The organism is Pelomonas lactea, assembly GCF_043555885.1.
Taxonomy (GTDB): Bacteria; Pseudomonadota; Gammaproteobacteria; order Burkholderiales; family Burkholderiaceae_C; genus Pelomonas; species Pelomonas lactea.
On sequence record NZ_JBIGHX010000039.1, the window covers coordinates 1 to 281 of the forward strand.

Below are 281 nucleotides of genomic sequence, written 5' to 3' on the forward strand. Positions count from 1 at the left end.
ACGAGAAGTCGCGCTCGCCCTCCAGCCCCATCGCGCCCAGCTCGCTGCGGGCCCAGTCACCCGTGATGAGCATGGCGGCACGCTCGGCGGCGAAGTCGGCGACGACGTCGGTCCACGGCCGCTCGCCGACGGTGCTGGTGGCCGCACCGGCCGGCAGTGCGAGGTTGCGCCAGTTGCGCAGGCGCTTGAGCGCGCGCTCCAGCGCCGGGTCGTCGAACGCGCCGAGGTCGCGCTGCTCGATCATGTGGCGGTACAGCGCCGGGCCCGCCTCGCTGAGCAGC

1 pseudogene is annotated in these 281 nt (G+C 74.4%); it reads right to left on the bottom strand.

The features are described from left to right. Positions 1-281: pseudogene (locus tag ACG04Q_RS25640) on the bottom strand (ABC transporter substrate-binding protein); the annotation flags it as partial.